This is a genomic window from Lysinibacillus sp. FW12 (genome assembly GCF_050817245.1).
Taxonomy (GTDB): Bacteria; Bacillota; Bacilli; order Bacillales_A; family Planococcaceae; genus Lysinibacillus; species Lysinibacillus irui.
The window spans coordinates 2,455,185-2,480,707 of sequence record NZ_CP139094.1; the positions used below are offsets into that span (position 1 = coordinate 2,455,185).

Here is a 25,523-nt window from a genome sequence, read left to right on the forward strand (position 1 = left end):
ACGGAATTGTTTTAACTACCCTAGTAAAGGAGGCGTTTCGTATGCTTAAACATCGAGACCTGCATGAATGTACAGAGCTTTATGAGCTATTATCACACCCTTCTGTATTCCCTTTTGTCCGTCAGAAAGCCACATCAGCTGATGAATATTGGTTTATGACAAAACAACTGATTGAGGAGGAGGCGAGAGGACTCGCTATCTCGAGGACCATTACTGATGACTGGGGTCAACCAATCGGCACCATTAGTATACACGATGTTGAGGACGGTGCAGGCTTTTTAGGAACGTGGATTGGACTCCCTTACCAAGGTAAAGGTTATAATCAAAAAGCGAAAATGTTATTTTTAAACGAGTTATTTTTTGAATACAATTTCCATACGGTCTTTCTCCGTATACGGGTTGAAAATATAAAATCACAGCGTGCTGCGTTAAAGCTCCCTTATGTGATGAGTGCAAACGAAAGCCATCCTACTCTACTAGCACAGGTCAATAGCGGCGAGGCACAATTTAATTTATTTAAAATTCCAAAAGATTTATTCTATCTAACAACAGCACATCAAATACAAGAAGGCGAAGAGCAAGCAATGTAACGCTCTTATATAAAAAGAAGCTATAGGTTTTGTCACATGACATGCCCTATAGCTTCTTTTTATAGCCTTTATTTTTTATATTGTAAAATTAATGACGCCATTTCATCTGGTGTTTTTGGCTTTTGCGTTTTCGCCATCGTCTCCACCATTTCTGCCTTACGCTCTGTTAGAGTATGAACAGACTTCATAAATGATTCCTTTGTTAGCTCTTCTTCCTGTAACACTTCTGCATAGCCTTGTTTTTTAAATAAATTGGCATTTAATATTTGATCTCCGCGGCTTTTTTGTGCAGAAAGCGGCACTAAAAGCATTGGCTTATGAAGCGCCAAAAATTCAAAGATGGAGTTAGAGCCTGCTCGCGACACAATAAAATCAGCTGCATGCAATAAATCAGGTAATTCAGTAGTCACATATTCAAATTGCTTGTAGCCTGGCATCTCTGCTAACGCTTCATCGTAATTCCCTTTACCACATAAATGGATAATATGAAATTGCTTTAAAAGCTCTGGCAAGTTTTTACGCAAGGCCTCATTGAGGACCACTGAGCCCAAACTTCCTCCCATGACAAGTAACACTGGCTTTAAAGTAGAAAAGCCACAGAAAGATAAACCTTTTGCTCTATCCCCTTGAAACAGCTCTGGACGGATAATAGAGCCCGTGCAAGTTGCCTTTTCTTGTGGTAAATGCTTCAGCGTTTCTTCAAAAATCGTGAACACATGTGAGGCAAAAGGCAACGCAATTTTATTAGCAAGACCTGGCGTCACATCGGATTCATGAATAACGACAGGAACACCCGCGAGTTTCGCTGCCATGACAACAGGGACAGAAACGAAACCTCCTTTGGAAAAGACAACTTGAGGCTTCACTTTTTTCATAATACGAAAAGCCTGCATCATTCCAGCAAGCACTTTAAATGGATCTGTAAAATTTTTCATTGAAAAATAACGACGCAATTTACCACTCGCAATGCCATAAAACGGAACATTGGGAAATGCCTCGCCTATTAATTCTTTTTCAATACCCTGTTCTGAGCCAATATAGTGGACATCATAACCAAGTTCGAGTAAAGACGGGAGTATCGCTTGGTTTAACGATACATGGCCAGCTGTCCCACCACCGGTTAAAATGATTGTTTGTTGTTTCACATGAATTCTCCTATTCCTTAAAAACCATTGTAGTCAGCACTACTTTTTGTTTACAGTGTTCTATTTTACTATATGCTGACGAAAAGATATAGATGAAGCATGAAAAATTCAGCTTTTCTCTCTTTACATATGCTATACTTGTTCATTATGTTCATGAAGGAAGTATAAAACATGTACCAAACATCTACAATCAAGGAAAAATACGCATTACTCTTAAAAATGATTGTCCCTATACTAGTGACACAAGTAGCTATTTATCTCATTTCATTTTTTGATATTTTAATGTCCAGTCGCTATGGGACGGCAGATTTAGCAGGTGTATCGATTGGCTCCTCTATATGGATGCCAATTTATACTGGCCTGTCAGGGATTCTTCTTGCCATTACACCGATTGTCTCACAGCTTGTCGGTGCAAAAAAAGAGATGGATGCTAAAAAGGCTGTCCAGCAAGGCATTTATGTAGCCATCATGCTAGCTATTATTATTTTCTCAGGACTCTTTTTTGGCATTGACTGGATACTTAGCAAGATGAGCTTAGAATCTGCTGTACATAATATTGCCAAGGGCTACATTTATGCAATGTGTGCTGGTCTATTACCACTATTCTTATTCTTTGTTATGCGTTGCTTTATTGACGCACTCGGACAGACACGTGTCACGATGATTATTACTTTAATGACAACGCCGATTAATATTGCCCTTAACTATATGTTTATTTTCGGTAAATTCGGCGCACCTGAGCTTGGTGGGATTGGTGCTGGTGTCGCAACAGCCATTACATATTGGCTCATTTTCATGATTACGGTATGGATTATCGCGAAACGAGTACCGTTCGAACGTTTCCGTCTGTTTCACCAATGGCCTAAACTAGAATGGCTGCGCTGGAAGGAAATATTACTCATTGGTGTACCGATTGGCATTTCCTTATTTGCAGAAACAAGTATTTTCTCTGCCGTGACGATGATGATGAGTAACTTTAGCACTGAAATAATTGCAGCCCACCAGATTGCCTTAAATTTCACTTCCCTTTTATATATGGTACCGCTTAGTATTTCCATGGGCGTTACGATATTAGTAGGCTTTGAAATTGGCGCTGGACGCATGCGTGATGCCCGCATTTATAGTTATCTATGTGTAGGAACAGCCATTTTGTTTAGCTTTATTTCTGCTTGTATCCTATTCATTTTACGTGAACCAGTAGCTCATATGTATACAGCAGACAGCATGGTGCTCGAATATGCCGTACAGTTTTTAGTCTATGCGGCGATTTTCCAGCTATCTGATGCGATCCAAGCACCTGTACAGGGAGCTTTAAGAGGATATAAAGATGTGATGATAACATTTATAATGGCCATTATCTCTTACTGGGTAATCGGCTTGCCTGTAGGCTATGTCCTTGCTACGCATACTGATTTTGGCCCATTCGGCTATTGGATTGGACTTGTTGCAGGCCTTACAATGGGTGCTATTACCCTTCTCATTCGCTTACTTATCGTACAAAAAAGAGTGACCGTCTAACGATTAAAAATCGCCTTTTCCTGTTGAGAAAGGCGATTTTTATCGTATAACTCCTGTACGAATGATTTTTACTTGAACTGTCGGCACAAGCTGTAATGATGCAAATTCATCACGCCAGTTTTCTTGAAACATGTTTGGGTGGTAAGCCCGAATATGACGACCTATCCCTAATGTATCTGACTTTTGATTTTGAAGAATGCGTAAAACCTCCTCAAATTCAGCCTGCACACGATCTTGAAACAATTGTTGAACATCTTTGAAAATGGAATCTTTATATAAATGATTTTGGGCAAATTCCTCAATTTCCATGTCTACTTGATAGTCCATCGTGATTCTTCGTAATTCCTCATTCACTGTCCATTTCCTTTTCACATGAATAACATTTGCTGTAATCGGCATTTCTTTTCCATCATGCTTCCACATATAGCTCATTCGTGCTTGTTTACTAGATTGATTCATTAAAAGCAGCATCATTAATGATTGATCTGGCGTTAAGACTGTACCCGTAAAGGTTTGACCTGAAAACAAGGCTAAACCAGCTGCAACCGCATGCTTTCTATCCTCACTTAGCTTGATATATGGAAGAGCAATATCGATTGTCTGTTCAAATAACATCGAGCCAACGGTCTGTAAATCCAGCTTCGGAAAATAGGTATTTTCTTCTGAACTTTCAATAAACCGTTGATAATAGCCTCCTGCACTACCCGATAAATCTTTTGTTAAGTCAATAAACGGTTGAACATCCCCATCTGTTAATGCAATTTTAATGGAAATGGGGTTATGGGGATCACGAAAATAAATATCTAAAATATCATAAAGGGGCTCTTTTACCGTTTGATCCGAAACAAGAATAGTTGATAGTTCTGATAAATCAAGTGTCTGCTCGACATTCAAATTGGCTTTACTACGAACATCCCTTGGTGAAATTCCCTCAGCCATAATAATCTCTGTTTGCTGAGCAGTATTGTTGGGATAGGCATAATAACCTTTATATTCCCCCACACGCCCTTCCACACCAACAAGCGTCACAACGGAAGCATTTTTATAGAGGCGTTCATCCCAACAAGCGACAAGCAGCAAGACGGACAACATCAGTAGAATCCCCTTACGATACACCTTTTCCCCTCCATTTATTCCAATAGATAATGACTATGGGTAACAAAAACGTAAAGACTAAAAATAGATAATGTAAAGAGTTTTTGATTATTTCTATGCTTCGGAATTTAATAACAAAAAGCGGAAGAACAGCTAGCAATATGTGATAGACAACTATACTTCCAATCGGTTTCTTCCTATTTTTCTTCAAATACAGCAAACGAAAAGACAGTCCGAAAATCATGACCGTAACAATCGACCAAGAAAGCCATATATAAACGAAAAAAATATCAAGCCGCTTCACGAATGTGACTTCCTGTGATTTCAAAATATACATAATTGGCTCTGGAATAAGCTTGATCTCCTCCAAACCAAAAAACATTTGCGTAAAAACAATCGACATAAAGAAAAAAATAAAAATGACCAGTTGATAGATGAACAATGGTTTCCCTTTGACCTGTAATTCCTTCTGTACATACGGTCGATAGATGAGGTACATTTCAATTCCAAAATAAGCGTAAGTGCTATGAATGATCCCCGCTATGATTTGTTTATTATTCCACTCAACTGGGAAAAGGTTACTCCACGTTAAGTCAGGTAGCGCTAGCATTAAAAAAATCACAAATAGCAAAATAATCGGCAGTAGCATGACACTCATATTAATGACTGTTTCAGGTCTACTCACATTGGCATAAAGAGATAGTGCAGCAATAATGACTACAACAATCCATTCAGGTGTCTGCGGGAGTACCCATGAGGCTAATACATAGCCCATATAGGCAATTAAAATAGCTGTTAGCAGCAGCCAATAAATTTGATAGATCCATCGAAAGAATGCATTTAAATAGAAATATTGATAATTACGTTCGAAAAATAGGAGTAGACCATAATGTATGACACTACCTACCATAAAGATCCACCAAGCATTCGTCTGACTGCCAATGATTAATGGTGTTTGGAAGGCAATATAAACAACACCTGTCTGTATGATAAATAATAAAAGAAAAAATTGAGCTTTTGAAAGAGAAACATTCATGGTGTATCCTCATTTTTTGCCTGTGCATCCTTTGGCGGCTGAAAGCTAGTAACTTGAACGGATGGCTTAATAAACGGCCAGCGTAAAAAGATTTTAAAGACCGCTTTTGGCTGAAATGGAATGATCGGTGAAAAATACGGCTGTTTTAAGGACGTTAAATTGAGGAGATGAATGAGTAAAATAACAATCCCCACAACAATCCCTAAAAAACCAAACATAGAGGCTAGTACCATAAACGGAAATCGTAGCATACGAATTGTACTATTCAATTCAACGGATGGCACCACATAGCTGGAAATAGCCGTTAGAGCGACAACGATGACCATTAAATTGGATACTAGGCCCGCACTTACAATTGCATCCCCTATAACTAAGCCTCCAACAATCCCGATGGTTTGCCCTACGGATTGTGGTAAACGAATGCTCGATTCTCGAATTAATTCCATAATAATTTCAAGAATAAGGGCTTCGATTAATGGACGATAAGGGATATCCTTTACATCATTTTTCACTTGATTACTTAATTCCAAAGGCAATACCTCAAAGTGAAAGCTAATCACGGCAATATAAAAAGCTGGTAAAAAAACAGCAGTTATAAACGACAGCAATCGGACAATTTTATAAAAGGATCCAACGATTACTCGACCATTGTAGTCGTCTGGTGTTTGATAGAAAGAGAAAAACGTGACGGGTGCAATAAAAGCGGTTGGTGAAATATTCGTCATCACGACAACCTTGCCCTCCACTAAATTGGCAACAACCCGATCAGGATGTTCTGTATTTAGCAATTGAGGAAATGGAGACAACACAGAATCCTCCAATGCATCACTTAATTGACCTATACTATAAAAATAGTCGATATCGAGAGACCTAATACGCTTCTCTATCTCACGCAGTGTCTCCGGTTGGATCACCCCATCCATGTAGAGATAATACGCTTTTGTTTTGGTTTCTTTACCAACCAGAAAAGATTTAACGACAAGCGCTGGATTATTCACCCGCTTGCGTAACAAGGCTAAATTCGTATCGATTCTTTCAATAAAACCTTCATGGGAGCCACGTAGAATATGTTCATTAATAGGTTCTTCAAGATTTCGGTGGACATCGTTGATAATAGAAAGTGTCAGCATTTTCCCTATTTCAGGCAATATAACAATTGTTTCGCCCTGGCATACCCGCTCAATCGCTAGAGGGAGGGCAAAATCTTCTAATGTCGTAATTAAGGTTTCACTCCAAAAAGGCTTTTCTGTATCTAATCGTGCATAAATCGTATCTAATACTTTTTGTACTTCCTTCGCATCAACAAGAGAAGCGTAAAAGCATAAAATAGCTTGGTTTCCTTCATGCCAATCTACCTGTCTGACTGTCAAATCAGATGAATGGTAGAATGCTTTTTGCAGGCTTTTCATCATATATTCCACTTTATCCATAAAACGCCTCCTCTATTGGAGAGTATAAGCATTTTTAGCAGTTTTCAAACGCCACTCTTATAGGAGAACAGAGGCATAAAAAAAGATGCCCTTAAGGAAAAAGGAGCATCTTGATGGTGTTTTATTTTTTAAAATAAGTCTCGAGATCCTCATACAGAAAAGGCGTCCCTTCCATTTTTTCATGTTGGTTATGCAAGGCTAATTTCTTCTCACCCTCTTGTGTCAAGAGAAGCGCGCTTATTTCCTTGATATACGCTCCTATTCGGACGAAAAAGCGCTCTTAATACGTTAGTATTAGCTCCTATTTAGTTGAAAGGTGCTCGATTACCTTGGTTCCCGCTCCTATTTAGAGGATAGGCGCTCCTTTTACTTTGCTACCCGCTCCTATTTTGATGAAAGGTGCTCCTTTTACTTTGCTACCCGCTCCTTTTTGCGGGAATACCGCTCTTATTTCCTTGGTTCCCGCTCCTTTTTGTCTTAAAAGCGCTCTTATTAACCTGATACCCGCTCCTTTTTGGTCGAAAAGTGCTCTTATTAACCTAATACCCGCTCCTATTTAGATGAAAGGCGCTCTTATTACCGTGGTTCCCGCTCCTATTTGGTCGAAAAGCGCTCTTATTAACCTAATACCCGCTCCTATTTAGAGGATAGGCGCTTCTTTTACATTGCTACCCGCTCCTATTTGAAGAAATCCGTTCTAATTACTTTGCCATATGCTACTTTTCTAGAAGGTAGCTCCCCATTAAATCAACAAAAAAAATGCTCTATAAGCCTCGGCAGACTTATAGAGCATCTTTCTTTAAACGGTTGATTATTTTTGGATAAATTGTTGTGTCCAGTAGTTACCTGATTTCACGTAACCTACCCCGATATGTGTAAAGTTACCGTTTAAGATATTCGCACGGTGACCTGGTGAGTCCATCCATGCTTGTACCACCTCTTGTGGTGAACGTTGACCTTGGGCAATGTTCTCACCAGCAGCTTTGTAAGTGATACCTAAAGCTTTCATACGATCAAATGGTGAACCGAATGTTGGACTTGTATGTGAGAAATAGTTTTTACTTTGCATATCTTGTGATTTTTCACGAGCTGCAGCCATTAATTTTGCATCAGTTTGAAGTGGTGATAAACCTGCTTTTGTACGTTCTGCATTTGTTAATTTAACTACTTCTTGTTCAAATGCGTTTACATCTGAAGTTGTTGTAGATGGTGTTGTTGTAGATGGTGTTGTTGCTGGTTTTTCATTTTGTGATGGTTGATTATTATTTGGTGTCGGTTGTGTATTATCATTTGTAGTTGGCGTCTCTTTAGATGGTGTAGATGCCTGTGGTAATTGAATGTTCCACTTATGATTGTTTGACCATTTATAATAATAAACATTACAGTTCGTTGACTGCTTTACGGAATTCCCTTCTGTTGTATTAGTAGCAGCAGAAGCTATTTGAATTGGAGCTGCTAATAGAAATGTTGCACAAATTGCAGTGAGTGTTTTTTTCATGTTTGCAATTCCTCCTTCTCTGCCATTAATCGTAAGGGATGATTTTCTTTAAATTCCTACCATCATTTGCTAACTACGCCAACAAGGAAAGAAATGCGCGAAAAATCGGGTTTTTTTTACCCTACTTTTTAGTAGGTTTCTCCAATCTATGAAATACTTACGTTCGAAAGAGGGTTGACACTCCTCTTAAACTAGTAAATATTTTCGAAAAACAGCATTTTAAATGAATAAAAAATGTATGTTTTATGCAACCGATCCTATTCCTCATTTTTTCATTTCAATTGTTGAATAGAGCTAGAGATGGCTAGCATTGATAGCTGATAGCCATTCTAATATTACAGTTATGTTACAAAGGCGTTACATTTCATTTACATAAAAATAAAAGAACCTGCGTAAAACTACACATGACCTATATGTGTAAAAATGCGCAGGTTAACATTTTATTTAATTCATCCCAATAACAGGTAGTGAACCAACATTCTCTCCAATGATGACAAGTTTTGCTGGCATTTTAATATACTCAGGCAGCCATTGTACCATCCCATAAGCGTATTGGAACAGCATCGGATTTTTGATGCCCTCAATTGGTACATAGCCTTTCATACGGTAAATCGTTTCAGGTAATGTTCGAACCCAATCTTCAAACTGCTCCTGAGAAAATTCCACATCCGTGAATTCTACTAAACGTGAGCCAAGCTGCATGGAGGCAATAGGTGCTTTGACAATGTCCGCTTTATCAACCTGTGTCGTTGCCTTTAATCCCTCTAATAAATGTAGTGGTACACGCCCATTTGTTGTTTGCAAAATAAAGGCATGTGGGTTTAAGCCCTGGAGCTCGTAGACGACCTGACCTTGCTCCACCTCTGTTAATAAATCTGTTTTATTTGACAATAAGAGATGTGCATGGCGAATTTGTTCCATAAATAAAGAACGTACTTGCGGTGTTAGCGTTTCACGATGGAGCCAAAGCTTAGAATCAGCTACTGTGACAATGCCTTTGACATTAAGCTTATCAGCAAAAAGGGGTGAATACACAGCATCTAATGCTTCCACGGGATGTGCTGCACCTGTTGTTTCAATAATTAACACATCAAAATCACTATCTAATAGAAGAGATTGAATTTGTGCCTCCGTTTTTTCAGCACCTGAACAGCAAATACAGCCTTCTAGCATCTCTTTAAGAGGAATATCTTTTTCTACTGCCTGTGAGTCAAATGGTAACTTCCCAAGCTCATTCATAATGACTGCTGGCTTTAAGTTTTTTTCTTTTAGTTGGCGAATGACATCTGTGAGCATTGACGTTTTGCCACTCCCTAAAAAGCCACTAAAAAGGTATACATCTTTCATCTTATTCGTCCTCCTATAAAAAAAGCTGTCGCAGATGCCGTGAAAGACGACTGCTGCGACAGCTACACTGTTAGTTTGTTGATTCCTCAGTTTTTTCAGCTGTTCCTAAAAGAAGCTCTTTGGCTTTTAACAACTGTGGATCATCCGCTTTCATTTTCGCACGTAAAGCATCCATTAATGCGTACGTTGTATTACCAGTTAAAATACCTGTTTGTTCAAGATTATTCGCTGCTTGTAGTTCTTCTACAGCACGCTCTGTATTGTCATCAAAAATGCCATCGACCTCACCAGGCTCATACCCTAATACTTGAAGCATCTCCTCTGCTGCTTTCACAGAGTCAGATTGTAAACCTGCCTTCATTTCAATAGAGGCATTCAAGTATGGTAAAGAGGCATAAGATGGGTAAGCCACTTTGACATCAGGCTCAATCCCTTTTTCATTAATCCAGTTACCTTTAGGCGTTAACCATTTGCCTGTTGTAAATTTCAGATTAGAACCATCTTTTAATGGTGTCACATTTTGAACAGTACCTTTACCGAAGGATGTTTCACCTACAACTTTGGCACCAACAGATTCTTTTAAAGCACCTGCTAAAATCTCTGAAGCAGAAGCACTACCATTATCGACAAGCACTGTGATTGGTAGATTATATTTCTTCCCTGCAATAGCGTTTGTGATTTGTGGCTCTGCATTTTTTTCTTGAACCTGAACAATCGCCTTGCCCTCTGGTACAAAGAAGTTAGAAATATCTACTGCAGCTTTTAAGTAGCCACCAGGATTTTGACGTAAATCTAAGACAATGCCCTTCATGCCTTTACCTTCGTATTCAGCAAGGATTTTGTCAAGCTCTTGGGCAGTTTGTTCACTAAATGATGTAATTTGAATATGGGCAATATTGCCATCAAGCATTTCGCCATACACTGTTTCCACTGGTATATCATCACGAACAATTGTCATGTGAATAGGCTCCGTATTTTCTCCGCGTTTCACTGTTAATTTCACAGGTGTTCCTTTTTCCCCGCGAATGAGTGCCACTGCTTCCGTTGCACTGAAGCCTTGAATGCTTTTCCCATCAACCGTTAAGATGATATCTTTTGGTAATAAGCCTGCCTTTTCAGCAGGAGAATTTTTGATAGGTGACACAACTGTAATATAACCATTACGTTCTTGAATTTCAGCACCAATTCCTTGGAAGCTAGAAGATAAGCCAGAATTAAATTGGTCGGCCTCTTCCTTCACCATAAAGTCAGAATATGGATCTCCTAATGCATCAAACATACCATTGATCGCACCGTCGACTACTTTTTCATCATCAATATCTTGGTAATAGTTATTTTTCAGTAAATCAAATGCTTCATATAATTTTGTAAATTCCGCACGTTCAACCGGAACTTTCACTTCCACTACTTTCTTATCACCAAATGTTAACGCAAAAATCGTTAAACCTGCCGTGATAAGAATAGTAAAGAACATGAGCATGATAAATTTAAACGGTTTCAGTTGAATAAATTGTCCTGCCGGCTTTATTTCAGCTGGTGTCGATTCCTGCTGCTGTTCTGTACTTTCTTTTTTCTGTTCATCCATCTTGATTGTCACCACTCTCATTTACACTAACTTGTTGTCACACTACTACCATCTTAACAGGTTATACAGAAGACGAAAAGAAAAAGACTGTCAAAATTTCATGACAGACCATGTCCAATCATGCTTCATCCTATCTAGTATCCTAGCACCTATTCACCTAAGTTTAGACATATAATGGTACTGCCTTTTAATTTTACTCATTTCCTAGTAGCAGTCAACAAAAAACTAAAAGAAACATAGAAATGCTATAAGAATATAACGTGCAAGAGAGCAAAAAAGTTGCACCTCATTAACTATTCATTAATTTTTGCAGTTTTTTATAGACCGAATGGACGGTTAATCGATGAAAGGTAATAAGTTGCCCTTTATAAACGACAGAAAAAATGCCATATGGAGTAGGCGATTTTTCCATCAGATCCTCTCTATTTTGAAGGTCAATCAGATCTGGTATCAATCCTAATTTATTCGCCGCTACTTGAATGTTTTCTGTAGCTACTTCAACATAGGGGCATTGAAACGAACGCAAAATAGTTAGGTTTTGAAATTTCGCCAATCGTTCCTTCCAGTTATTAGGAAAGTAGGGCAAATCAATATTTTCTTGTAATGCAAACATTAATAATTCGAAATCATAAGGTGCTGTTGCAATACATTGAAATTGGTGCTGTAAAAATAAATCCTTGCTCGGTGTCCAGGATGTTTGATCATTCGATAGGACGACTACTCCTTTTTTCCCTCTCTTTTTGGCATCCTCTAAACATTTTTTCAGTAATTGTGTTCCGTAACCCTTGCCCACTGCACTCACCCAGAGACAATGAATAACTACAAAGCCATCAGCATAAACGACCCTCGACGAGTACTCCGCATCTGCATACTCAATAAAACCTACTTGTTTACCATTTTCAAGTAGCTGTATGTAGTGTAAACCTTTTTCAAATTGTTGATTGAGCCATTTGTTTTTGTTTAGATAGCCTGGCGAATTCTTTTTGCTCCGTAAACAGAAACTGCCCATTCCCTCTAACCATTCTCCGTTCATTTCAAGCATTTCTACCTGTGACATGGCATTTCCTCCAATAATGATTTCTGCTAATTTTACCATTATTGGTGAATGATTCAAATAGCGTTATCGTGAACGTGAATCGCCTTTTCTTAAGCTTACGCATATGATGCTAGTAATGACACATGTAAGGAGGAAAAACAATGGGGAGAAATAATAAACAAAACCAAGGCAATGAATCGATAGAAATTTACGCGGCTAAGCTATCTTATATTGGTACAGCCATTTCAACACTAGGGGATGGCTTACAGACCATTGCAGCTGGTCTTGTACTAGAAGCGCTCCAAAACGCGAACAATGATTCTTCTCAAAATAATAATGGCAACGGGAATGGCAATCAAACAGTGAAAATAGATAATATGCAGAAACAAATTGATTATTTAATTACTGAGCTTAAACAAATTAAAAAAATGTTAAAATAACCCTTTACATAAAGAAAAAGTGTTGAAGACGTTTTGCTTCAACACTACTGTTTTTTTTCCATTTTTTTCGGCGTCCCCTGTATTTCCATCAATTCAGAAACTGTTACAAATTGATAACCCTGTTTTTCCAGCTCAGGTAGAATCTGCTCCAGTGCTTTGACTGTTTGGGCTCGGTTTCCACCACCATCATGAAAGAGAACAATATTACCAGCCTTCACACCTTTCAGTACCGTATTAACGATACGATGGACTCCAGGGCTTTTCCAATCTAGCGTATCCAAATGCCAGGACCACATCACGACTTTATAGCCTTCCTTGGCAATTGCTTCAATCATTGCATCGGTATATTGTCCCTCGACCGGCCGGAATAATGTTGGCTGATAGCCCGTAATACCAACAATTACTTCATCGGTTTGTTGAATTTCTTTCATTAAGTTCGGCACATTTGTTTTTAAAGGGTGCGTAAATGTGTGATTGGCTAATTCATGCCCCTCTTCATACATTCTTGAAAGGAGTTCTGGATTTTTTTCTGCATTTTGACCGACAATAAAAAAGGTAGCTTTCGCATTATATTGCTCCAAGACATCGAGAATTTCTGCTGTATATTTACGATGCGGGCCATCATCAAAAGTTAAGGCAATGATTTTTTCATCTGTTTGGATTTCCCAAAGAATTTGTCCCGCTTCTTCATAATACTTTCTTCCTTTATTCTCAGAAGAACTCACTTTCATATAAAAAAATGACACGGTAATTAGACAAAGTGGTAGTAAAAACAGTAAAAGCTTTTTCACATTTTCACGTCCCCAAATAATTTTTTCGTACTTTATTATTTGAGGATTTCATAAAAAAATGCTTACGTTTCGCAAATTTGATGTTGTATATGATGTTCCAAATGTTGCACATAATCTTGAATAAGCGATGCTAGTGTCAAATGTTGCTGATTCATAACAATCGGTAGTTCTAACGATTTTTCAGGTATGTTTTCCAGCACATAGATGATTTTTTTGTTTAAGCTCGTCCATAGCTGTAAAATAGCTTCTATTGGCATTGCTTGATAACCCTGTAACTCGACCCATCGCACTTGGTCGTATGTAGTCACTACGTATGGTGAAGCCTTATACTGGATGTTTATTAGTCTTTCAAGATTAACTATAGCCGAATCACATAAATGACCAACTATTTCTTTTTTAGACCACTTTTTTTCCGCAGGTCGATGCGCTATTTCTTCTGCTGTCATCACATGAAATAATTCGGGCACTTTTATGATCCAATAATGTAATTGATCAATCGTCTTTTGCATGATGGTCACTCCCTACCTGATTAATCTGAACATAATAATCTAACAACGCAATGACATCTTGCACTCGTTTATACTCTTTTTCAATTTTAAAGGAAATCATTAAAACAGTGATCGTAAAGCTTAATACCGTTATTGACACAAGCTGGACAAGCGACAGCCCCACTAAGAACATGTTATTCATCGTCGCAGCAATGAACATCAATACGGACAGAATAACCCCACTTAACGTGATAAAAATAGGCTTATAACGCATAATTTCATCCGCCTGTAATTTTAAAATTCGGATGATATATTGAACCTCTTGAATTGTATATTGCTGTTGAAAAATAACAAAATAAGACCTATATACCTCATCGTTTAGCTTTTTATGAAGTATATTTTTATGAAACTTAAGCACAAATTGATCCCCAAAATCATTCGCCAGCGCTTTCTCAGGCTTTAATAGCTCATCTTTAATGTCAATGAAGGCGACCCTTAAACCTCCTCATCCGCTCATGATAAAAACAATTAGACCTTATACTATATGATAGAAAGATGGAGAAGTAGTACGTCAGAAAGTAAAGTTACTATTTTTTAGTGCTTTTCCGTTGCCAGCTTAGCCCAAACATGGTAGAAGCAAAGACAAAAACCGTCGTACAGAGCCACATTGCCAGTCCATTATAAGCACCTTTAGCAATAGTAATGTTCGCTAAAATGATAATTTGCATCATACAAATAGCGATATACAGCATGATGGTATACTTCATACTAGCACCTCCATTTGCGAAATTTTTTTAATTACCAAACGCAAAAACAAGATCCGTTTCACATACGATTTCTCCATCTACAGTCGCTATTCCTGTCCCTTTTCCTATTGCTCCCTTAACTCGTGTAATGGTCACCTCAAGGCGTAGTTGATCACCAGGTTTTACTTGTTTTTTAAAGCGACAATGATCAATACCTGCCAATAAACCTAAGCGTCCCTCATTCCCCTCCTTTGTTAGCATAATGACTGCACTGACTTGTGCTAGTGCTTCTACAATTAGCACACCAGGCATTACAGGGTAATGTGAAAAATGACCGTTAAAGAACTCCTCATTGATGGTCACATTTTTTAGCCCCACTGCTCGCTTTCCTTCCTCTAATTCCAACACACGATCTACTAAAAGAAATGGATAACGGTGTGGTAAAATTTCTTGAATTTGTTGACCAGTTAACATACGTAATCCCTCCACAGCTTTTTATAGCCTTATTCTAACACTAATTATTAGTAGTTGGTATTAAAAATAGAGTTTAAGGAAAAAAAGACAGTGCTACAACCAAAAATAGAAAACAAGCTGTGCCAAATGATACGATGCTCATTGCCGATTTATTCTCCTTTCGCCACTCTCTCACCCCGATAAGTATAAATGTTAAGCCTAATAAGGTGAAGGTAACAGGTAAAAACGTAAAGTCCTTTGTTACGAGACCATAAACGCTAATCATAATAATGACCACAGCAAATAGTAGTTGTAAGCCTAAAGATCTGCTCATTGCAATCACTCCCCCGTTAAATTACTTTTCTGAATATTTTTTCATTACTTTTTCAATATTTCTTTATCGACAGCCGCACTGTAGCTAGAATATAATATTCCATGCATTCACCCTAGAATGATTAGTTTATTAGAATAGGATGGTTTAGCATGTTATCTTTTATTGCAATAGTTCTTTTATTATTTTTAATTCCAGGTCCTGCTGTCATTATCACGATTACACAAACATTAAAAAGTGGTAAAAAGAATGGAATCTATACAGCTTTAGGCATTGGTCTTGGAGATTTAGTGCATACATTAGCGGCTGTTTTAGGTCTTTCTGCTATTTTAATGAAATCAGCCACTGCCTTTGAAGTGGTGAAATATATAGGGGTAGCCTACCTTGTGTATTTAGGTATTCAAATGCTCCTCACAAAACCAAAGAAAATCGAACAACCAACTGTGGAACAAAGCCCTGCTAGTACGTCATTCCGCCAAGGGTTTTTGGCAGAAATTTTAAACCCGAAGACGGCATTATTTTTCCTTGCCTTCCTACCACAATTTATTCAGCACAATGAACAATCTGTCACAAGCCAATTGCTAACGCTGGGGATTACATTTGTCGTAATGAGTGCCTTGTATACTATCCTACTAGCAATTATTACAAGCTTCATCGGTGAGAAAATCTTTACGAAAACGAGTGGTAGCTCACGTTGGCTTGAAAAGACAGTTGGCTTCGTTTATATCGGTCTCGGTGTCCGTTTAGCGTTACAGACACAAAGTAGATAATTTGAAGAAGAACACGATATGTGTTCTTCTTTTTTTGCAGGAAAATGAAGAATGTTAGCCAATACATACTAAAAAGGAGGGTTTAACTTGAATCAACGTCAAGAAAATTTATTTGAGCAATTAGCTCATTACCGTAGCGAGTTGCTCCACTTCCTAGAGCATGTGTGTGAAGAAGAGGCAAATATCATTCCAGCTGGTTTTCATAATAATATTCGCTGGAATTTGGGCCATCTCTATCTCGATCAATATTTATGGATAGAAGCATTAACAAAAGAAAAGGACGCGGAGCTAAACGTTTTCATGAAATGGTTTGGTTTTGGCACATCGCCGAATCATTTTGATAAAGAAACGCCAACCTTTGAGGAATTAAAAAAGTACTTGGCTCGGCAGCCTGACCAAGTCAAGGAACGATATGGTGAACGATTGGCTGAAGAATTTCCCCCTATTGACATGGGCATGCAAACCATTGAACAAGTACTGCTACGCACTATCTTTCATGAAGGGTTGCATTTCCAAGCGATTTTAACCATTCATCGATTCCTGAACTAATTCGGGTCTTTTGCTTCCTTATTCATAGCTAATTTTTAAGTTACCTTTATCAAATGCAAATCAAAATAAATTTAACCATTTTGTTGTGGTAGACAATTTCCACCTTTATTTATTTCTAAGGCTCGATATATTCTTGTCCGAACGTCTTCAACTTCTGACCAATAAACTTTGTTGCTGCATTTCTGAAGGTGCTCAAGCCCCCAATTGTGCCTCTGAATAATCTTGAGCGTTGACATTATGTACATAAAATAATTGATTACTTCTAAATCGTCATCATGATAATTTTTAAAATCAAGCATCTACACCCATTTTCTCGTAATCTATTATACCAATGATAGGATATTTATGTAAAATTCAGTAAGCTTATAGATTAAAATCAATCTATAAGCCTATATTTCATGTTATTGTTTCGGCGTATTGGCTGTCAGTGGATTAGCATTTGCAACTAATTGAACAGGTGTTGTCGTTTGCTGAAAGCTTTCCTTCTGTCCTTGGTTTGATTTCCCATAGCCTTTCATGGCTGCAAAAAGCGCCACACCTACAATGCCCCAAGTTAAAAATTTCACAGAATAACCTCCTTTCAGTTTTAGTATTAGATAACATAATCGGATTATACGCTACGGTATTTATACAAAAATTTTATTAAAAACAGAAGAATATTATGGTAAAATTGTATATGTGGCAATTTTTTATATATAGGAGGTTTATTACCATGAAGAAAATTTTCACAGGACTATGTATAACATCAATGTTATGGATGGCTTCACCGGCTGAAGCTGCCACGACTCAAATTAAAATTGACGATGTTGTAGTAAAAACGGATACAGCACCCGAGCAAAAAAACAATCGAACAATGGTACCTTTACGTGTAATCAGCGAAAACCTTGGTGCCCAAGTTGATTGGAAAGATTCGAAAATTACCCTATCGATGAATCAAACAACGGTTTCTTTAAATGTCAACAATCAAACAGTCATTAAAAATGGCAAAAAGGAGCAATTAGATGTAAAACCTTACATTAAAAATAACCGTACCTATGTACCGCTCCGCTTTATTGCCGAAACATTTGGCAGCCAAGTCGATTACAAGCAAGGAACAGTGTCTATTGCCACTAAACCATTGCTGATTGAAAATGAAAAAATAAAGGCCCTACAATATGAATACCATATGACAATGGGTGGTATCATTCAGGAGATAAAGGGCAATGCCTATCACAACGCTATTTATAAAATTTTCCAAGAAGAGAAAGGCGACAAAGTAGAAGCTCCAAAGGAATATTATTGGCACTTTAATTTAGATGAACCTGGGTCTTACTACAAGCTTGGCCAGTATGATTTTATGACTCATGACAATAATAGTATCAAGCAATTTGATATTTATTCATTAAACGGTCCTTTCCCAGAAGAACTACTAGAAGGCTATCCTAAGGTACTTCTACATGATGTTTCCGAAAATAGCTGGTATATCTTCTCAGAGCAAGCCGTGAATTCGATTCAACAGCTTATCAACAATGCATCAGAAAATGGCTTTAGTACCGTTATTAGTAATACAGTAGCTTAAATTTTTAATGCTTAACATATTCTGTATGAATTTGCGCAAACTATTCCTATCAACGTTTGCTCGATGGAGGTTTGTCACATGCAGAAATTACTGTTACTAAGTATTGTGCTACTTTTCCTGGCTGCCTGCTCCGCGGAACAAGCTCCGCCTAGTGAGGAAGCCGAAGCCAAAGAACAGACCGTCAATGCAGAGCCAAAAGAACATCAAAGTGTTTTGGTACTTGATGACTAATTGGAAAAGCGTGTTTTGATGAAATACCATCAAAACACGCTTCTATTTTGGACTATCTTTGTATAATCTGTATAAGATTACCACAAGTATCATCGAAAACTGCTATTGTGACATCCCCTGTTTTGGTCGGTGCAATAGTAAACTTTACACCCTTCTCCAGCAAACTCGCGTACTCTTTTTCTATATCTGCAACACCAAACATCGTTGCGGGAATCCCTTCTGCGAAAATCCTCTTTTGATAATCTTTTGCTGCAGGATGCTCATCTGGTTCGAGCAAAAGCTCGGTACCCTCTTGATCATTAGGCGCAACAAGCGTTAACCATCTATATTTACCTACAGGAACATCCTCCTTTTTTACAAACCCTAGCTTCTCCGTATAAAATGCCAGTGCCTTCGCCTGATCTTGTACAAATATACTGTTTACTATGATATTCAATATATTTTCCTCCTTGTCTTTGTGGTGTAGTGCCAGTGCCGTCTCTTACTTTACTCTACCCATCCTTTCAGCAAATCTTGAAGTGGTTCTTTATTGAAGATCATCACTCGATATTTTCCCTTACGTTGTGATGTGACGAGTCCTGCATTTTCTAACACTGAAAGATGTTTGGCAATCCCCTGTCTCGAAATAGAAAGTTCATACTTCATGAGAAGGCGAACCGTCAATTCATACAACGTCATCTCGTCACGTTCGGCTAGTTCGTCTAATATAAGTCTCCGTGTCGAATCCCCAAGTGCTTTAAAAATAGCGTCTTTATCCCAATTCATACATCGATTATATGCAACTATTTGGTTGCACGTCAATTAGAAGCAACTAATCAGTTGCATGTATAGGATAGGATGGAACGATTTGTTTTTGTGGGGATTGCTCTTACATTTTGGAGCGGGTTTTAGTTTTTTTGAGTGGTTGCCTTATTAGTTTGAGCGGGGATTACTCTTTTTTGAGCGCTTAACTCCTCGTTTGGAGCGGGGGCTTCTCTTTTTTGAGCGCTTCTCTCATTGTTTGGAGCGAGGGCTTCTCTTTTTCGAGCGCTTCTCTCATTGTTTGGAGCGGAGGCTTCTCTTTTTCGAGCGCTTCTCTCATCGTTTGGAGCGGGTTCCTTACTTTATTGAGCGCTTTTCCCATCATTTGGAGCGGGTTCCTTACTTTTTTAAGCGCTTCTCGCATTGTTTGGAGCGGGTTCTTCTCTTTTTCGAGCGCTTCTATCATAGTTTGGAGCGGAGGCTTCTCTTTTTCGAGCGCTTCTCCCTTCATTTGGAGCGGAGGCTTCTTGAGCGCTTTCTCCATCATTTGGAACGGGTACTATACTTATTGAGCTGTTTACACATTGCCAAACGTTCTTATCTCTTTAAATCAATACCTAATATTAATAAATAATTTATAGCAAACAAAAAAACTCCACTTTAAAAAAAGTTCAAAATTGAATTATTTTTTTGATTTAAGTATAGGTAATGCAAAACCACCCTACAACACTGAGAATCAAGGGTCTTTCCTGAAGTTTTGATAGCAAGTTTCATATTCATCTTTCATTAACAAACTTTTACAAGCCAATCCATTTTCATGATAAATCTCTTTATCAATTATTAATTGGATGCTTCTATTTGAATTTGGATAGCTGGGGTCATCATTTACTATGTACAGCGTATCCTCATCCAGCCATTCCATCGCAAAATTACTCTTAGCATCACTATAATAAACTGTTTTGACCTTACTTTTCTCCATATTATTTGTAATTTCAACCCATACATTTACACCACCTGCAGCTCCACCATATGGTTCGTAATAAGCATTAGCATCATACTTTTCTGTAGGGGATGTTACAGGTCCAGGTCCTTTTTGAATAAATTCTCTATCAATATTACTGAATGAAAAAAAGTACATTTTATATACAAAGATTGAAGATGTCAGAACAATGCCTAACAATGTTGCAATGAGCATTTTTTTAGGAAAAGCTTTCTTTGTAATGGTAGAAATCATTATGTTCGCACATAACATCAGAAATAAAATAATCGTAATAAATAATCCAAAAAAAATGAATATAGTCATCCCTCTTTTTTCATTAACATATCATTTCGCAAAACTCTTTTTAAAGTAAAGTAGCGAATCAAATGTTTTTGCTGTTATATTTTTTTACAACAGTTGCTAAAATGGCAATAATAAAAACGATAGCACTATTTATCATTAAATAATACCCAAGTTGCATGCCATAAAACAGCGCGAAAGGATCTCGAATAATTATTATTGCTAATGTTCCACCGAGCGCACCAAAAAAGATTGCTAGTAGTAATATTGTAAAAGCAGAAAAATAGAGATTCTTCTTTTTTCTGTATGAGATAAACCCAATAATATTTGCAATAACGATAAAAAAGCCCATTAGAATTATGAAGAAATAATCCATTTAGCTCTCCTTATATTTTTATTATAAAAACTATAGGTGGACAATTTTGCACCATTAGTTTAATAAGGGTCCACGAACCCTATTTATCCCATTCTTCTCTGACAAAAGCTATTGCACTTTCCATAGTTACGATATTTTTTTTGAGCCAACATTCCCCCATTTCTCTTACTAACGGGTGAATAAAACCAATTCTATTAACAATTTTTACATAATCTAACAATACATTTATAACGCTATCGTTTAATCCCAACTCTTGTAAATCTCGCACCAGTTCGATATCATCCTGAGAAACACCGCCATTACTTTTTATTAAATAATCAATTGGTGTTGAAGAATTAACCTGTTGTCTATACCATTCGTCGGAACTCATACCTGTTTTAGCTTTAAACATTTCTTCTTCTTTTGCTTGCCATTCCTCTATTGTCATTCCGTGTACTTCTTTAAATCGTTCTTCAGGCGTCGTACCGTATATTACTTTACTACCTCTTTTCTTAGATTGTTTTTTATCTTTAGTCATTCCACATCACCCTTTTCTACCAAAATGCGCAGCTAGCTCAATAAGGAAAACACCGCTTGTCGATGATACATATCAACATAACATAAAGGGGAATTCGATGATTTACTTAAAATTAATTTTAACATAAATATCCAATAAAATAATCACCTCAAGACTAACTAACGAGTTGATTTTTTCAAACATTATTATAAATAGCCGCTAATTCTCGCACCGCTTGAAACGGGAGCTTCTCTTTTTTGAGCGCTTTTCTCATCATTTGGAGCGGGTCCCCTTACTTTATCGAGCGCTTTTCCCATCATTTGGAGCGGGTCCCTTACTTTATCGAGCGCTTCTCTCATCGTTTGGAGCGGTTCCTTACTTTATCGAGCGCTTTTCTCATCGTTTGGAGCGGGTTCCTTACTTTATCGAGCGCTTCTCCCATCATTTGGAGCGGGTCCCTTACTTTTTTGAGCGATTTTCTCATCATTTGGAGCGGGTTCCTTACTTTTTTGAGCGATTTTCTCATCGTTTGGAGCGGGGTCCTTACATTATCGAGCGCTTTTCTCATCACTTGGAGCGGGTTCCTCTCTTTTTTGAGCGCTTCCCTTATTGTTTGGAGCGGATCCTTCACTTTTTTGAACACTTATCTCATCACTTAAAGGAGATCCATCACTTTTCCTGGACTCTTCCTCCTCACCTTCTTGGAAAAGGGTCCGACATTTTATTGAGCAGTTCAAAATAAAAAAGCTGTCCCAACCGTGTTATCGTTTCTGACAAGGTGTTGGGACAGCTGGTTTTATTTTACGATTAAGGCTGGACATTGTACACGTTTCATGACTTTATGGCTAACACTGCCAAGGACCATTTCCTGTAAGCTATTTAATCCTCTGCTACCGATGACCACAAGATCTACTTGTTGTTCATTGGCATAGCGTACAATTTCGGGACCAGAGTCTCCTTTTAAAAATGTTGTTTGATAAGAAATGTTTGCTTCTTGTAATGCCTGTTCAACTGGGGCGATTTTGCGCTGACGGGCTAGCTCCACGTTGTCGATAGTGCCAGCGATTAGCAGTTCATTCTTTATTTTATCTACATTCACCACATACACAATATCGATTGTGGAGGTTTCGGACAGCTTGGCTAATTTTATAGCTTCCTGTGCTGCTCGAAACGCATTATCAGAGCCATCTACTGTTAATAAAATACGCTGATACACGCTTACCTCCTAATGGTTGGTTGTGATGCCATTTAATTGATAATATAACGCTTGGCTTGCAGGATTTAAGCCTACTAGGTTTACATCAATTTGTTGTGCTTCTAGACGGGCTTTGACTTTCATGAGTGCTCCAACGGCCGATTCATCCCATAGATGACTACTTGATAAATCAATAGTAATACTGGAAGCTTTAATATGTTCAAATGCCTGCATAAAGCTTTTCGTTGAGGCAAAAAATAAGGGCCCTTCGATGATAAAGGTCGTACCTGCTTGCTGGATGGAAACCTTCGATACCTTCGCTACAAAGAAGAGGGCGCTTAAAATAACACCGATGACAACACCAATAGCTAAGTTATCGGTATATACAACAATGAGCACAGTAGCAATCATGACAAATGCATCTGCCCGAGGAGCTGTCACAATATAACGGAATGAATCCCAGTCAAATGTACCAATACTTACCATAATCATGATACCAACCAAAACCGGCATTGGAATATCTACCACTAAATCGCCAAGGACAATGATGAGGAACATTAAAAAGACCCCTGCCACTAGTGTTGATAGACGTCCTCGCCCTCCAGATTTAACATTAATGACTGATTGACCGATCATCGCACAGCCGGCCATGCCACCAAAAAAGCCATTGACAATATTGGCAATACCTTGCCCACGTGCTTCTCGGTTTTTATCACTTTTCGTACTTGTCATATCATCGACAATTTGCGAGGTTAACAGGGATTCTAGTAATCCAACGATAGAGAGAGCTAATGAATAAGGCAAAATAATTATTAGCGTTTCCATTGTAAATGGCACGTTTGGAATGAAGAATGACGGTAATGCACGCTCAATGGAACCTAAGTCTCCAATCGTTTTTAATTCCACACCTGTTGAGAAGGCCACAATTGTTAAGACAACGATAGCAATTAATGGTGCTGGGATTGCTTTGAAAAATCTAGGTACAATATACACGATCAACAATGTTATGCCAATAAATACATATGTCCAAAGCCCTTCTTTTAAAAAGTGAGGGACTTGTGCCATAAAAATTAAGATAGCCAGCGCATTGACAAAGCCAATCATAACGGCATTAGGTATAAAACGCATTAGCTTAGCAATACCTAGTACCCCAAATAACAATTGGAAAATACCTGTTAAAATCGTTGCTGCTAATAAATATTGAAGACCATGATCTTTTACAAGGCTCGTCATCACCAATGCCATCGCACCTGTAGCAGCGGAAATCATGGCCGGTCTTCCCCCTACAAAGGCGATGATGGTCGCGATACAAAATGAAGCATACAAACCTACCATCGGGTCAACGCCTGCAATAATAGAAAATGCGATGGCTTCGGGAATAAGTGCAAGGGCAACAACTATACCTGATAATAGATCAGCACGGACATTGCCAAACCATTGTTCTTTTAACGTTTGCATAAATAAACTCCCTTAGTTATAGTAGAATAAATCGTACCAAAAGATACCTATTTGGGACGAACAAGAAGTAGCATAACATACTCATTCCCGAAAAGGAATGATTTTGGGAGGATTAATGATGATTTACGGCTATAAGCGGCCAATAATTGGTGATGAATCAGGAGAACAACAGCTAGTAGATAGACAAGTAGATCAATTATTTGTAGAAGCACATCCCTTTGCGAAAAAAAGGCATGTCCTAGAGGATCTATTAATGACAATCCAACCAGGCGATGAAATTGTTGTTGAAAACCTAGTGGTGCTAGCAGACTCCTTTCATCAATTATTAGATGTCCTTCACGTCCTAGCAAAAGATCGTGTCAAGATTACGTTCCTAGATGAGCAGATTTCCAATACATCATTGCTCCAGCTAGATTTATTAGAGTCCGTCACCCTCTTTACTAATCTACAAACTCAGCTGAAGAGCCATGCCACAACATTTGGTCTGGTTGAAGCAAAAAAAGCGGGAAAAACGATTGGACGACCCAAAAAATCAGATGATAATTTACGAAAAGCATTTGCGATGTATCAAAGTAAAAATTATTCACTTATGGACATTAAAAATGAAACAGGTATAAGTAAATCTACCTTATACCGCTATATAGATGAAGTGAATAAAGGTCATCATGATAACTAAAAAACAGCAAGTGAGCGTTCGCTGCTCAAACTTGCTGTTTTTTTATATTGGTAATATCGTAGAAGATTTAATTTCACGTAAGGATAAGTTCGTTTGAATTCTAGAAATCCCGAGCTTATTTAATTTTCGAATAAATAAATCCAATTCCTTGCGATCTCGTATAACAACCTTCAACAGATAATCATAGGCACCTGTTAAACAATGACATTCTAATATTTCGGTCATTGTTTTCAAGCTGTTCTCCAATTCCTCTAGTTCCTTTGCTTGATGAATATTTGTACTCATAAAAACATAGCAAAGTAAATCAAAACCTAATTTCTCCTGATTTAAAATCGCGACTTGCTGATCGATATATCCTTCATTTTCTAAACGTTTGACCCTCGTATGTGTTGCTGGCGGGGATAGATTGACTCGTCTAGCCAATTCTGCATTACTGAGTTGAACCTCTCTCTGCAAAATATCTAATAATTGAAGGTCCACGCTATCTAACGCCTTATTTTTAATCTCCTCCACAATTTTCCCCCTTTCGATAATTTCTTACAACTGACATATAACGCTTAATTACAGAAGATTTTTTTGTAAAAACTTCAATAACTTTTAATTATTTTGAATTTACTCAATTCAACAAAATATTATACAGCTAAACATCCGATAATGCTATGATT

At 37.9% G+C, this 25,523-nt stretch carries 34 protein-coding genes; 8 read left to right on the forward strand and 26 right to left on the reverse strand.

The window, feature by feature from the left end; all coding sequences use genetic code 11:
- Positions 1 to 41 precede the first annotated feature (41 nt).
- A complete protein-coding gene (locus SJW71_RS12560; RefSeq protein ID WP_274797147.1) occupies positions 42 to 590 on the forward strand; it encodes a GNAT family N-acetyltransferase in 549 nt (182 codons plus the stop codon).
- Positions 591 to 658: 68 nt separating this feature from the next.
- Here the strand turns inward: SJW71_RS12560 and SJW71_RS12565 are convergent, their stop codons facing one another.
- Positions 659 to 1,735 (reverse strand): undecaprenyldiphospho-muramoylpentapeptide beta-N-acetylglucosaminyltransferase, encoded by a 1,077-nt coding sequence (locus SJW71_RS12565; RefSeq protein ID WP_274797145.1) that lies wholly within the window; start codon positions 1,733 to 1,735, stop codon positions 659 to 661.
- A 171-nt stretch (positions 1,736 to 1,906) separates the two neighbouring features.
- Here SJW71_RS12565 and SJW71_RS12570 point away from each other — a divergent pair, with 171 nt between their 5' ends.
- The gene (locus SJW71_RS12570; RefSeq protein ID WP_274797144.1) at positions 1,907 to 3,253 is read left to right on the forward strand and encodes an MATE family efflux transporter; all 1,347 of its coding nucleotides are present in this window, start codon (positions 1,907 to 1,909) and stop codon (positions 3,251 to 3,253) included.
- A 39-nt stretch (positions 3,254 to 3,292) separates the two neighbouring features.
- Here SJW71_RS12570 and SJW71_RS12575 read toward each other — a convergent pair whose 3' ends face one another.
- The 7 genes from SJW71_RS12575 to SJW71_RS12605 form a co-directional block, all read right to left on the reverse strand.
- A complete protein-coding gene (locus tag SJW71_RS12575; protein WP_431810942.1) occupies positions 3,293 to 4,369 on the reverse strand; it encodes a Ger(x)C family spore germination protein in 1,077 nt (358 codons plus the stop codon).
- Positions 4,359 to 5,384 carry a GerAB/ArcD/ProY family transporter gene (locus tag SJW71_RS12580; RefSeq protein WP_274797142.1) on the reverse strand — a complete coding sequence of 342 codons (1,026 nt, stop codon included), beginning with the start codon at positions 5,382 to 5,384 and terminating at the stop codon, positions 4,359 to 4,361. The genes SJW71_RS12575 and SJW71_RS12580 overlap by 11 nt, the downstream gene beginning before the upstream one ends.
- Complete coding sequence (locus SJW71_RS12585; protein WP_429979047.1) at positions 5,381 to 6,814, reverse strand: spore germination protein; 1,434 nt, start codon at positions 6,812 to 6,814, stop codon at positions 5,381 to 5,383. The genes SJW71_RS12580 and SJW71_RS12585 overlap by 4 nt, the downstream gene beginning before the upstream one ends.
- An 811-nt stretch (positions 6,815 to 7,625) precedes the next feature.
- Entirely contained in the window at positions 7,626 to 8,312 is a 687-nt protein-coding gene (locus tag SJW71_RS12590) for a CAP domain-containing protein (protein WP_274797140.1), read from the reverse strand.
- A gap of 444 nt (positions 8,313 to 8,756) precedes the next feature.
- Entirely contained in the window at positions 8,757 to 9,659 is a 903-nt protein-coding gene (locus tag SJW71_RS12595) for a CobW family GTP-binding protein (protein ID WP_431810943.1), read from the reverse strand.
- 70 nt (positions 9,660 to 9,729) lie between these two features.
- Positions 9,730 to 11,244, reverse strand: coding sequence for a S41 family peptidase (locus tag SJW71_RS12600; RefSeq protein ID WP_274797137.1), 1,515 nt, complete (start codon positions 11,242 to 11,244; stop codon positions 9,730 to 9,732).
- 289 nt (positions 11,245 to 11,533) lie between these two features.
- Entirely contained in the window at positions 11,534 to 12,301 is a 768-nt protein-coding gene (locus SJW71_RS12605) for a GNAT family N-acetyltransferase (protein WP_322610867.1), read from the reverse strand.
- A gap of 140 nt (positions 12,302 to 12,441) precedes the next feature.
- On the opposite strand from SJW71_RS12605, the gene SJW71_RS12610 reads away from it, so the two are divergent.
- Complete coding sequence (locus SJW71_RS12610; RefSeq protein ID WP_274797135.1) at positions 12,442 to 12,720, forward strand: translation initiation factor 2; 279 nt, start codon at positions 12,442 to 12,444, stop codon at positions 12,718 to 12,720.
- Positions 12,721 to 12,764: 44 nt separating this feature from the next.
- Here SJW71_RS12610 and SJW71_RS12615 read toward each other — a convergent pair whose 3' ends face one another.
- The 6 genes from SJW71_RS12615 to SJW71_RS12640 form a co-directional block, all read right to left on the reverse strand.
- On the reverse strand, positions 12,765 to 13,511 hold the full coding sequence (locus tag SJW71_RS12615; protein ID WP_322605088.1) for a polysaccharide deacetylase family protein: 747 nt from the start codon (positions 13,509 to 13,511) through the stop codon (positions 12,765 to 12,767).
- 62 nt (positions 13,512 to 13,573) lie between these two features.
- Complete coding sequence (locus SJW71_RS12620; RefSeq protein ID WP_431810944.1) at positions 13,574 to 14,020, reverse strand: DinB family protein; 447 nt, start codon at positions 14,018 to 14,020, stop codon at positions 13,574 to 13,576.
- Positions 14,004 to 14,417, reverse strand: a complete 414-nt coding sequence (locus tag SJW71_RS12625; RefSeq protein ID WP_431810945.1) for a hydroxymyristoyl-ACP dehydratase — start codon at positions 14,415 to 14,417, stop codon at positions 14,004 to 14,006. Before SJW71_RS12625 ends, SJW71_RS12620 begins: the two co-directional genes overlap by 17 nt.
- Before the next feature lie 169 nt (positions 14,418 to 14,586).
- Positions 14,587 to 14,766: a hypothetical protein gene (locus SJW71_RS12630; RefSeq protein WP_274797130.1), complete on the reverse strand. Its 180-nt coding sequence runs from the start codon at positions 14,764 to 14,766 to the stop codon at positions 14,587 to 14,589.
- Positions 14,767 to 14,793: 27 nt separating this feature from the next.
- A complete protein-coding gene (gene fabZ / locus SJW71_RS12635; protein WP_322605085.1) occupies positions 14,794 to 15,219 on the reverse strand; it encodes a 3-hydroxyacyl-ACP dehydratase FabZ in 426 nt (141 codons plus the stop codon).
- 73 nt (positions 15,220 to 15,292) lie between these two features.
- The gene (locus tag SJW71_RS12640; protein WP_313470498.1) at positions 15,293 to 15,532 is read right to left on the reverse strand and encodes a DUF3953 domain-containing protein; all 240 of its coding nucleotides are present in this window, start codon (positions 15,530 to 15,532) and stop codon (positions 15,293 to 15,295) included.
- 149 nt (positions 15,533 to 15,681) lie between these two features.
- Between SJW71_RS12640 and SJW71_RS12645 the strand changes: the two genes are divergently transcribed.
- Positions 15,682 to 16,299, forward strand: a complete 618-nt coding sequence (locus tag SJW71_RS12645) for a LysE family translocator (protein WP_274797127.1) — start codon at positions 15,682 to 15,684, stop codon at positions 16,297 to 16,299.
- Positions 16,300 to 16,386: 87 nt separating this feature from the next.
- On the forward strand, positions 16,387 to 16,848 hold the full coding sequence (locus SJW71_RS12650) for a DinB family protein (protein WP_431810946.1): 462 nt from the start codon (positions 16,387 to 16,389) through the stop codon (positions 16,846 to 16,848).
- A 401-nt stretch (positions 16,849 to 17,249) separates the two neighbouring features.
- On the opposite strand, the gene SJW71_RS12655 is transcribed toward SJW71_RS12650, so the two are convergent.
- On the reverse strand, positions 17,250 to 17,414 hold the full coding sequence (locus SJW71_RS12655; protein ID WP_274797126.1) for a hypothetical protein: 165 nt from the start codon (positions 17,412 to 17,414) through the stop codon (positions 17,250 to 17,252).
- Between the two features lie 146 nt (positions 17,415 to 17,560).
- Here SJW71_RS12655 and SJW71_RS12660 point away from each other — a divergent pair, with 146 nt between their 5' ends.
- Both SJW71_RS12660 and SJW71_RS12665 read left to right on the forward strand, forming a co-directional pair.
- A complete protein-coding gene (locus SJW71_RS12660) occupies positions 17,561 to 18,406 on the forward strand; it encodes a copper amine oxidase N-terminal domain-containing protein (RefSeq protein WP_429979054.1) in 846 nt (281 codons plus the stop codon).
- A gap of 78 nt (positions 18,407 to 18,484) precedes the next feature.
- A complete protein-coding gene (locus SJW71_RS12665) occupies positions 18,485 to 18,637 on the forward strand; it encodes a hypothetical protein (RefSeq protein WP_313470503.1) in 153 nt (50 codons plus the stop codon).
- A gap of 52 nt (positions 18,638 to 18,689) precedes the next feature.
- On the opposite strand, the gene SJW71_RS12670 is transcribed toward SJW71_RS12665, so the two are convergent.
- From SJW71_RS12670 to SJW71_RS12715, 10 genes are all read right to left on the reverse strand, one after another.
- Positions 18,690 to 19,073, reverse strand: a complete 384-nt coding sequence (locus SJW71_RS12670; RefSeq protein ID WP_322610869.1) for a VOC family protein — start codon at positions 19,071 to 19,073, stop codon at positions 18,690 to 18,692.
- Positions 19,074 to 19,123: 50 nt separating this feature from the next.
- Positions 19,124 to 19,402, reverse strand: a complete 279-nt coding sequence (locus SJW71_RS12675) for an ArsR/SmtB family transcription factor (RefSeq protein WP_313470507.1) — start codon at positions 19,400 to 19,402, stop codon at positions 19,124 to 19,126.
- Positions 19,403 to 19,583: 181 nt separating this feature from the next.
- Complete coding sequence (locus SJW71_RS12680) at positions 19,584 to 19,925, reverse strand: hypothetical protein (RefSeq protein WP_431810947.1); 342 nt, start codon at positions 19,923 to 19,925, stop codon at positions 19,584 to 19,586.
- A gap of 189 nt (positions 19,926 to 20,114) precedes the next feature.
- Positions 20,115 to 20,612: a DUF5412 family protein gene (locus SJW71_RS12685; protein WP_274797120.1), complete on the reverse strand. Its 498-nt coding sequence runs from the start codon at positions 20,610 to 20,612 to the stop codon at positions 20,115 to 20,117.
- A gap of 127 nt (positions 20,613 to 20,739) precedes the next feature.
- Entirely contained in the window at positions 20,740 to 21,033 is a 294-nt protein-coding gene (locus SJW71_RS12690; protein ID WP_313470511.1) for a 3-isopropylmalate dehydrogenase, read from the reverse strand.
- 79 nt (positions 21,034 to 21,112) lie between these two features.
- On the reverse strand, positions 21,113 to 21,550 hold the full coding sequence (locus SJW71_RS12695) for a hypothetical protein (protein ID WP_322605081.1): 438 nt from the start codon (positions 21,548 to 21,550) through the stop codon (positions 21,113 to 21,115).
- A gap of 185 nt (positions 21,551 to 21,735) precedes the next feature.
- Positions 21,736 to 21,888 (reverse strand): hypothetical protein, encoded by a 153-nt coding sequence (locus tag SJW71_RS12700; RefSeq protein WP_431810948.1) that lies wholly within the window; start codon positions 21,886 to 21,888, stop codon positions 21,736 to 21,738.
- Positions 21,885 to 22,172 carry a hypothetical protein gene (locus SJW71_RS12705; RefSeq protein WP_431810949.1) on the reverse strand — a complete coding sequence of 96 codons (288 nt, stop codon included), beginning with the start codon at positions 22,170 to 22,172 and terminating at the stop codon, positions 21,885 to 21,887. The genes SJW71_RS12700 and SJW71_RS12705 overlap by 4 nt, the downstream gene beginning before the upstream one ends.
- A 153-nt stretch (positions 22,173 to 22,325) precedes the next feature.
- On the reverse strand, positions 22,326 to 22,745 hold the full coding sequence (locus tag SJW71_RS12710; RefSeq protein ID WP_274797116.1) for a universal stress protein: 420 nt from the start codon (positions 22,743 to 22,745) through the stop codon (positions 22,326 to 22,328).
- Positions 22,746 to 22,754: 9 nt separating this feature from the next.
- Positions 22,755 to 24,182 (reverse strand): SulP family inorganic anion transporter, encoded by a 1,428-nt coding sequence (locus SJW71_RS12715; protein WP_312506874.1) that lies wholly within the window; start codon positions 24,180 to 24,182, stop codon positions 22,755 to 22,757.
- Positions 24,183 to 24,297: 115 nt separating this feature from the next.
- Here SJW71_RS12715 and SJW71_RS12720 point away from each other — a divergent pair, with 115 nt between their 5' ends.
- Entirely contained in the window at positions 24,298 to 24,858 is a 561-nt protein-coding gene (locus SJW71_RS12720) for a recombinase family protein (RefSeq protein ID WP_431810950.1), read from the forward strand.
- A gap of 42 nt (positions 24,859 to 24,900) precedes the next feature.
- On the opposite strand, the gene SJW71_RS12725 is transcribed toward SJW71_RS12720, so the two are convergent.
- Positions 24,901 to 25,371: an Lrp/AsnC family transcriptional regulator gene (locus SJW71_RS12725; RefSeq protein ID WP_312506872.1), complete on the reverse strand. Its 471-nt coding sequence runs from the start codon at positions 25,369 to 25,371 to the stop codon at positions 24,901 to 24,903.
- Between the last annotated feature and the right edge of the window lie 152 nt (positions 25,372 to 25,523).

What these genes read in the sequence shown, in the direction of transcription:
- SJW71_RS12560 (WP_274797147.1), top strand. Translation starts at nt 42, where the DNA reads ATGCTTAAACATCGAGACCTGCATGAATGTACAGAGCTTTATGAGCTA.
- SJW71_RS12570 (WP_274797144.1), top strand. Translation starts at nt 1,907, where the DNA reads ATGTACCAAACATCTACAATCAAGGAAAAATACGCATTACTCTTAAAA.
- SJW71_RS12580 (WP_274797142.1), bottom strand. Translation starts at nt 5,384, where the DNA reads ATGAATGTTTCTCTTTCAAAAGCTCAATTTTTTCTTTTATTATTTATC.
- SJW71_RS12585 (WP_429979047.1), bottom strand. Translation starts at nt 6,814, where the DNA reads ATGGATAAAGTGGAATATATGATGAAAAGCCTGCAAAAAGCATTCTAC.
- SJW71_RS12590 (WP_274797140.1), bottom strand. Translation starts at nt 8,312, where the DNA reads ATGAAAAAAACACTCACTGCAATTTGTGCAACATTTCTATTAGCAGCT.
- SJW71_RS12595 (WP_431810943.1), bottom strand. Translation starts at nt 9,659, where the DNA reads ATGAAAGATGTATACCTTTTTAGTGGCTTTTTAGGGAGTGGCAAAACG.
- SJW71_RS12600 (WP_274797137.1), bottom strand. Translation starts at nt 11,244, where the DNA reads ATGGATGAACAGAAAAAAGAAAGTACAGAACAGCAGCAGGAATCGACA.
- SJW71_RS12605 (WP_322610867.1), bottom strand. Translation starts at nt 12,301, where the DNA reads ATGTCACAGGTAGAAATGCTTGAAATGAACGGAGAATGGTTAGAGGGA.
- SJW71_RS12610 (WP_274797135.1), top strand. Translation starts at nt 12,442, where the DNA reads ATGGGGAGAAATAATAAACAAAACCAAGGCAATGAATCGATAGAAATT.
- SJW71_RS12620 (WP_431810944.1), bottom strand. Translation starts at nt 14,020, where the DNA reads ATGCAAAAGACGATTGATCAATTACATTATTGGATCATAAAAGTGCCC.
- SJW71_RS12630 (WP_274797130.1), bottom strand. Translation starts at nt 14,766, where the DNA reads ATGAAGTATACCATCATGCTGTATATCGCTATTTGTATGATGCAAATT.
- fabZ (WP_322605085.1), bottom strand. Translation starts at nt 15,219, where the DNA reads ATGTTAACTGGTCAACAAATTCAAGAAATTTTACCACACCGTTATCCA.
- SJW71_RS12640 (WP_313470498.1), bottom strand. Translation starts at nt 15,532, where the DNA reads ATGAGCAGATCTTTAGGCTTACAACTACTATTTGCTGTGGTCATTATT.
- SJW71_RS12645 (WP_274797127.1), top strand. Translation starts at nt 15,682, where the DNA reads ATGTTATCTTTTATTGCAATAGTTCTTTTATTATTTTTAATTCCAGGT.
- SJW71_RS12660 (WP_429979054.1), top strand. Translation starts at nt 17,561, where the DNA reads ATGAAGAAAATTTTCACAGGACTATGTATAACATCAATGTTATGGATG.
- SJW71_RS12665 (WP_313470503.1), top strand. Translation starts at nt 18,485, where the DNA reads ATGCAGAAATTACTGTTACTAAGTATTGTGCTACTTTTCCTGGCTGCC.
- SJW71_RS12675 (WP_313470507.1), bottom strand. Translation starts at nt 19,402, where the DNA reads ATGAATTGGGATAAAGACGCTATTTTTAAAGCACTTGGGGATTCGACA.
- SJW71_RS12680 (WP_431810947.1), bottom strand. Translation starts at nt 19,925, where the DNA reads ATGATGGAGAAAGCGCTCAAGAAGCCTCCGCTCCAAATGAAGGGAGAA.
- SJW71_RS12685 (WP_274797120.1), bottom strand. Translation starts at nt 20,612, where the DNA reads ATGATTTCTACCATTACAAAGAAAGCTTTTCCTAAAAAAATGCTCATT.
- SJW71_RS12690 (WP_313470511.1), bottom strand. Translation starts at nt 21,033, where the DNA reads ATGGATTATTTCTTCATAATTCTAATGGGCTTTTTTATCGTTATTGCA.
- SJW71_RS12695 (WP_322605081.1), bottom strand. Translation starts at nt 21,550, where the DNA reads ATGACTAAAGATAAAAAACAATCTAAGAAAAGAGGTAGTAAAGTAATA.
- SJW71_RS12700 (WP_431810948.1), bottom strand. Translation starts at nt 21,888, where the DNA reads ATGAGAGAAGCGCTCGATAAAGTAAGGGACCCGCTCCAAATGATGGGA.
- SJW71_RS12715 (WP_312506874.1), bottom strand. Translation starts at nt 24,182, where the DNA reads ATGCAAACGTTAAAAGAACAATGGTTTGGCAATGTCCGTGCTGATCTA.
- SJW71_RS12720 (WP_431810950.1), top strand. Translation starts at nt 24,298, where the DNA reads ATGATGATTTACGGCTATAAGCGGCCAATAATTGGTGATGAATCAGGA.